The sequence below is a fragment of the Aureimonas frigidaquae genome, assembly GCF_001463905.1.
GTDB lineage: Bacteria > Pseudomonadota > Alphaproteobacteria > Rhizobiales > Rhizobiaceae > Aureimonas > Aureimonas frigidaquae.
In genome coordinates this window covers 156689-162796 of the sequence record NZ_BBWR01000006.1, presented here as the reverse complement: position 1 = coordinate 162796, position 6108 = coordinate 156689, and the positions used below count along the sequence as shown (strand labels likewise).

The window sequence follows — 6108 nt, the reverse complement described above, 5'->3', positions numbered from 1 at the left end:
TCTGGTCGTCACCACCGTCGCCAGCCTGATCAAGAGCCGGCACAGCGCCGGCAAGGAATGACGGCGCGGCCACAGGCCGGCGTACAAACGGAAAAAGGGGGGCGCCGTCGATCGGCGCCCCCCTCTCTTTTTTGCCGGGTTGGATAGCGCTCTTACTGCATGCCGAGTTCGATCCCGGTCTCGTCGATCAAGGATTTCCATTTGTCCATCTCGGCACGGATGAAGGTGCCGAAGGCTTCCGACGTCGTGTGGATCGGCTCCACACCCATTTCGGTGAGCCGCCCGGCCACTGCGGGATCGGCCATGGCCTCCCCCATCGCTGCGTTGAGGCGCTCTATGACAGGCTCCGGCGTTCCGGCCGGCACCAGGAAGCCGAACCATGCCGTCGCCTCGAAATCGTCGATGCCCGCCTCCTGCATGGTGGGCACATCGGGCAGGCTCGGCGCGCGGGATGCGGTGGTGACGGCCAGGGGCTTCAACGTCCCGCGGGCCAGATGCGGCGCAAGCGGCACGATATTGTCGAACATCACGTCGGAGCGCCCGGAGATCAGGTCCGTATGCGCCTGGGCGCTGCCGGCATAGGGCACGTGGAGCATCTCCACACCGGCCAGCGACTGGAACAGTTCCCCGGACAGATGGTGGGTGGTCCCAATCCCGGAAGAGGCGAACATGATCTCGCCGGGCCGCTCGGTGGCAAGCGCCTTCAGCTCGGCCACCGTGTCGACGCCGAGCCCGGGATTGGCGACGAGCACCAGCGGCGTGACGGCGAATTGCGACACCGGAACAAGGTCCGTCAGGGCATCGAAGCTTTGTTGATGGGTAAAGGGCGTGATGGCATAGGCGGCGGAGGCGAGGGTCACCGTATGGCCGTCCGGCTCGGCATGGACGCCTGCCGTCGTGCCCACGCTGCCGCCCGCTCCGGGGCGGTTCTCCACGATGATCGACTGCCCGAGGATCGATCCCAGGCGCTGGCCGATGATCCGCACGATGACATCCGAGGCCTGCCCTGCCGGGAAGGGAACGATCACCGTCACCGGCTTGGTGGGGTAGTCCAAGGCCTCTGCCCGCCCATGCGGAACGAGGGCCGTTGCGAGCGCGCCGGCAAGCGCGCAGGTGATGACGAGATGTTTCATCGATCCTCCCAGATCATTCTGTTGCTTCGTCCTCCCGGGCCGGCGGGGCGTTCAGGCCGCGCCGGCCAGTTCCGCCGCGTGGATCGGCACGCCACTGTCGCGCAGGATCTTCTGGACCTTGTCGATCGGCACGTCGCGCACGCTGGTCCCCTCGTCGATCGCGACGGCCGCCGCCACGCCGGCGGCCTGACCCGTCGCCATGCAGGCGGGCATGTTCCGGCTGCGCGCATGCGCATCGTGATCGGCCGAGATGCAGCGCCCGGCCACCAGCAATTGCTCGACGCCTTTCGGGACCAGGGTCCGGTAGGGAATTTCGTAGGCATCCAGCCCGCGGAAATCGACGTCGCCGCCGCGCGGCTCGTGAATGTCCAGCGCCGAGGTATCGGCCGCGATACTGTCGGCAAAATGCGTGCCGCCCAGGACGTCCGGACCGGTCAGGACGTAGTCGCCCTGGATATGACGGGTTTCCCGCACGCCGAGCACGGGCGCGATCTGCAGGATGCGCGACGCCTCGAAACCGGGCACGCGTTCGATGAGGAAGGCCGCCACGGCCTCGATCTGGCGGTAGCATTCCACGATGGCCGCAGTGAACTCGGCATGGTCGAACACGTCGACGCCCATCACCCGCGTGGCATTCACATACATCAGGCCCCCGGCGGTCTTGAGCGTGATGTTCTCACGCTGGAGGCTGACGCCGGTTTCCCGTCGATAGGCCAGGAGCGCGCGGTTGAAGCCGGTCAGCCACAGACCGAAATCCAGCCCTTCCGGGGTCTCCGGTATGGAGCGGGCGGGAATGTCGTCGCTGTTGCGGGCCCAATCCGCCAGACGGGCGATGTCGACGCCGCTCATGGTGAAATACATGGAGACCGGCTGCGTCGTTTCCTCCGCATCGCCCGCGCCCATGATGAAGGGCGCGCCGGCATGGGCGGCGATGTCGGCATCGGCCGAACAGTCGATCACCACCTTGGCCGCGATGAACTGGCGGCCGGACTTGCCCTCCACGACGACGCCGGTCGTGCGTCCACCCTCCACGATGGGGCAGGATACGAAGGTCTCGAACAGGATGTCCACGCCGCAATCGACACAGAGCCGCGTGAGCAGCATCTTCATGGTTTCCGGATCGCAGGGCGAAGCGATCTTCACATCCGACGTCTTGGTCAGGGCCATGTAATCCGCGCCGGCGCCACCCGCCGAACGGGCAAGGTTCCAGACCTCCAGCGGCAGGCCGCCGTTCAGGGCGCCCGATGGCTTGGTGTTGAGGCCGAGGGTGAGATTGCCGCCGAGGGAGCCGAAGCGCTCGATCAGGACCACCCTCTTGCCCTGGCGGGCCGCGGCGATGGCTGCGAATGGCCCGGTCGTTCCGCCGCCCACCACGACGATGTCGGTTTCCATCAGGCAGGGAATGTCCCGCGCGCTTTCGCGGTAGGTCCTGGCGGTGGCGGTGTCGAGCATGCGGCTCTCCTTGCTTTCCTAATAAAACAATGCTTTTTATAAGAACCAGCATTTCGTGATGCCTGCTGCCTGTCAAGGGCGCGGCATGGTGCAGCGCAGCGTTTGGCGTGGCGCCTTCGATGCGCTAAGGCGGACAGGATCAGGCAGCGGGGTCGAGCCCATGGTGGATACGCAAGAGCGCTATATCGTCCCGGCTTTGCGGCGCGGCCTGGCAATCCTGCGCATGTTCGACCGCGCGCGGCGCGTCGTGACAGTGCCCGAGATGAGCCGGGAACTCGGCATTCCCAGGGGCACGGCGTTCCGGCTGGCCGTCACGCTGGAGGCGGAGGGCTTCCTGCAGCGCGCGGCCAACTCCAACGCGTTCCAGCTCGGTGTCGGGGTGCTCGGTCTCGGCTTCGACTATCTGGGCTCCCTCGACGTGGTGGAGATCGCCCGGCCGATCCTGGAGGCGCTGCGCGACGAAACGGATGCCTCCGTGCACCTGGCGATCGGCGACGGATGGGATGTCGTCTACCTCCTGAGCCTCTCCTCGCGCCATCGCATCAGCGGCAACCTTGCCGTGGGGACACGCATGCAGGCGCATGAAAATTCCATCGGACACGCGCTTCTCTTCGATTGCTCGGCGCAGGAACTGTTCGGCCTGGCGCGGGCCGCCGGCGTCACGCTCGATGGCGATGAAGCGGAACGGCTTCACAAGACCATCGCCGCAGAGGCGGCGCGCGGCTTCGTCTTCTTCCGGGGACTTTACGTCCCCGGGATCGCCAGCGTGGCCACCCCCGTGCGGGATCGGGCCGGGCGCATCGTGGCCGGCATCAACGTATCGGATTATGAAACGCTGCCTGCGTTCCAGGATGCCGAGGGCGCCTTGGCAGAGGCGGTCGGGCGGTCCGCGCGGCGCATATCGCAGGGGCTCGGCGCCAGCGGACTCGCCTGAGCGCTGCGCACCGACCCATGTGGCTTATCAGCCTTCGCCGTCGCCATCGACCGGCTTGAGGCGCGTTTCCCGCAGGGCGCCGAGATCGTCCAGAATGGGATAGGCGACCGAGATGAGGTGCGCGTTGACGCGCCGCAGGTCGCGCAGGACGTCGAGGTGCATGCCGGAGGTTTCCATCGTTTCGGTCCGCTGGGCGCGCAGGCGCTCCATATGCCGCTCGGCGGATTCGCTCTCCAGCCGCCGGACATCCGGCTTCTGCGCCACGAGGCGGCGTGCCAGATCCGCATCCCGCGTGAAGAAGACGCTCTGCGCCGTCTGCATGATGTCGAGCGTCTGGCGGTAGAAGGCGGTGATTTCGCTCAAGCCCTCGGCGGAGAACTTGTAGCCGCGCCGCGCCTTGCGGATCGACAGTTCGACAAGCCCCGTATCGACGATATCCCCCACATGCTCCAGATTGACCGCATAGGCGAGGACCTCGTCGGCCCGCTTGATATCGTCGGCGTCCATATGGGCGCGGTCGAGCCGCGCGATGTAGGATTTGATGGCAAGGTAGAGCGTGTCGACGTTCTCCTCGATCCGGGTCAGCTTGCTGCCGGCCCCGGGATCGTCGCCCTGCAGGGCATGCATGCTGCCCTCGATCTGGTCGTGGATCATGTCGCCCAGCCGCAAGGTTTCACGCGCGGCGGCCGCAACGGCGATGGTGGGCGTGGCCAACGCGGCCTCGTCCAGATAGCGCGGACCGAACACATCCATGCTGCCGGCCGGCAACATGCGTTCGACCAAGCGCGTCAGCGGCGTCAGCAACGGCATGAAGATGACGAGCAGCGTCAGCGAAAAGCCGATATGCGCGGCCAGGGCCATGTGGCCGGTATCAGGGAACATACGGCTGAGCCAGGGCGCCAGCCAGGGTGCGGACACGGTCAGGACCAGCGCCCCCAGCGTGCGCACGGCCAGATTGGCCGTGGCGACGCGGCGCGCCTCCACCCCCTCCCCGGCAATGGCGACATAAGGCGGGATCGCCCCGCCCAGATTGGCGCCCGCCACCAGCACGAGGGCGGCGACGGGCGTGATCACGCCGCTGTCTGCCAGAAGCACGACGAAGAGCACCACGGCCAGGCTCGACGATGCCAGGAAGGCGAGGCCGCTTCCGAAGATAAGGCCGAGGAACGGCGCCTGCGAAATGCTGCCGAGGATCGTCGCCACGACGGGCGAATCACGCACCGGCTGCGTCGCCTCGCCAAGCAGGTTGAGCGCCAGGAGCATGAGGCCGAGGCCGAGGACGGCCCGTCCGATGCCCTTGCCCCGCGCCTCGCCCGAGCGGGAGAAGACGGTCACGCCGATCAGGATGAGGAGCGGTGACAGCCAGTGCAGGTCGAGCGACAGGAAGGCGGCGGCAAGCCCGGTGCCGATATTGGCGCCGAGCATGACCGCCTGCGCCATGGCGCCGGACATCAGATCGCGCGCGGCGAAGGACGCGGTGATGACGGCTGTCGCGGTGCTGGACTGGACGGCCAGCGTGGCGAGCAGGCCGACGCCGGCGGCGGTAAAGCGGTTCGAGGTTCCCCAGGCGATCCAGGCGCGCAAGGATGCGCCGAAGGCCCGCAGCATGCCCGTCTTGATCATGCGCAGGCCCCACAAAAGAAGGGCGGCCGCGCCGAGCATGTCGATCAGGACCAGATTAGCACTCACGGTCCGATCTCCCCCCTAATCGCTGGACAGGAGGACAAGATAGAGCGCCCAATCGCCTGCGCTATAGGCACGGCGTCACCGCTCGCCCGTCAGGAAATTTCCGGCTCCCGCCTCCACGCTGGACTGCGGTGCGTCCTCCTCGTCCTTCAGGGCGACGCCGGACAGATTGCGCCGGAACGCTTCGCGCATCAGGTAGCGCAGTTTCTGCGCGGCGCGTGGTGGCGCAAGGCCTTCCGCCCGGACATTGGAGATGCAGTTGCGCGCTTCGTCCGTCAGGCCGACACGGGGCGACAGGGTCATGTAGATGCCCAGACTGTCGGGCGACGACAGGCCGGGCCGCTCGCCGATCAGCATGACGGCCATGCGGGACTTCAGAATCCCGCCCACCTCATCCCCCAGCGCGACACGCGCCTGCCGCGCCACGACGAGCGGCGCGCATGTCCACCCTTCCGCATCCAGCATGGGCATGAGCGCGCCGAGAAGCGGCACGATATTTTCTTCCACCGCAAAGGCGGAAAGCCCGTCGGCAACGATCAGCGCGACATCCGGGCCGGTGCTGGCGGCGGCCTGGGCCTGCAGGCGCTCGGCCGATTGTGGCGCAAGACGCCGCCCGGCATCCGGCCGCTGGAGATAGGTGGCCCGGTCGTCCGCCCGGCTGTCCAGAACCAGCGCGTCCTGCCCGAGCGGGCCGAGGGCAGCCAGGAGCTTATCCGTATCGAGCGCCCGGTGCACGGCGCTGCGGGCCCGGGCATGGGCGAGCTGGAACTGAAGATGCGGGCCTGTCGGCAGGCTCGTGCCGGCGCGCCCGAGCGCGATCCGCGCCGGGGTGTGGCGCCGGAGCGCTTCCCAGCCGCTGGGGATCACGACCGGCGGGCGGGCATCGTCGTCCTTGGCCATGGC

At 67.6% G+C, this 6108-nt stretch carries 5 protein-coding genes; 1 reads left to right on the top strand and 4 read right to left on the bottom strand.

Going from position 1 to position 6108, the window contains the following annotated elements; all coding sequences use genetic code 11:
- Positions 1-152 precede the first annotated feature (152 nt).
- Positions 153-1133, bottom strand: coding sequence for a tripartite tricarboxylate transporter substrate binding protein (locus tag AUL30_RS07275; RefSeq protein WP_062227194.1), 981 nt, complete (start codon positions 1131-1133; stop codon positions 153-155).
- Between the two features lie 51 nt (positions 1134-1184).
- Entirely contained in the window at positions 1185-2585 is a 1401-nt protein-coding gene (locus AUL30_RS07270) for an FAD-dependent oxidoreductase (protein ID WP_062227193.1), read from the bottom strand.
- Between the two features lie 160 nt (positions 2586-2745).
- Here AUL30_RS07270 and AUL30_RS07265 point away from each other — a divergent pair, with 160 nt between their 5' ends.
- The gene (locus AUL30_RS07265; protein ID WP_062227192.1) at positions 2746-3519 is read left to right on the top strand and encodes an IclR family transcriptional regulator; all 774 of its coding nucleotides are present in this window, start codon (positions 2746-2748) and stop codon (positions 3517-3519) included.
- A 27-nt stretch (positions 3520-3546) separates the two neighbouring features.
- Here the strand turns inward: AUL30_RS07265 and AUL30_RS07260 are convergent, their stop codons facing one another.
- Both AUL30_RS07260 and eutC read right to left on the bottom strand, forming a co-directional pair.
- Positions 3547-5208, bottom strand: a complete 1662-nt coding sequence (locus AUL30_RS07260; protein ID WP_202814482.1) for a Na/Pi cotransporter family protein — start codon at positions 5206-5208, stop codon at positions 3547-3549.
- Positions 5209-5283: 75 nt separating this feature from the next.
- The gene (eutC, locus tag AUL30_RS07255; protein ID WP_062227190.1) at positions 5284-6105 is read right to left on the bottom strand and encodes an ethanolamine ammonia-lyase subunit EutC; all 822 of its coding nucleotides are present in this window, start codon (positions 6103-6105) and stop codon (positions 5284-5286) included.
- Positions 6106-6108 lie beyond the last annotated feature (3 nt).

Excerpts from the sequence above, each read along its gene's own strand:
- AUL30_RS07275 (WP_062227194.1), bottom strand. The coding sequence starts at position 1,133 with ATGAAACATCTCGTCATCACCTGCGCGCTTGCCGGCGCGCTCGCAACG.
- AUL30_RS07270 (WP_062227193.1), bottom strand. The coding sequence starts at position 2,585 with ATGCTCGACACCGCCACCGCCAGGACCTACCGCGAAAGCGCGCGGGAC.
- AUL30_RS07265 (WP_062227192.1), top strand. The coding sequence starts at position 2,746 with ATGGTGGATACGCAAGAGCGCTATATCGTCCCGGCTTTGCGGCGCGGC.
- eutC (WP_062227190.1), bottom strand. The coding sequence starts at position 6,105 with ATGGCCAAGGACGACGATGCCCGCCCGCCGGTCGTGATCCCCAGCGGC.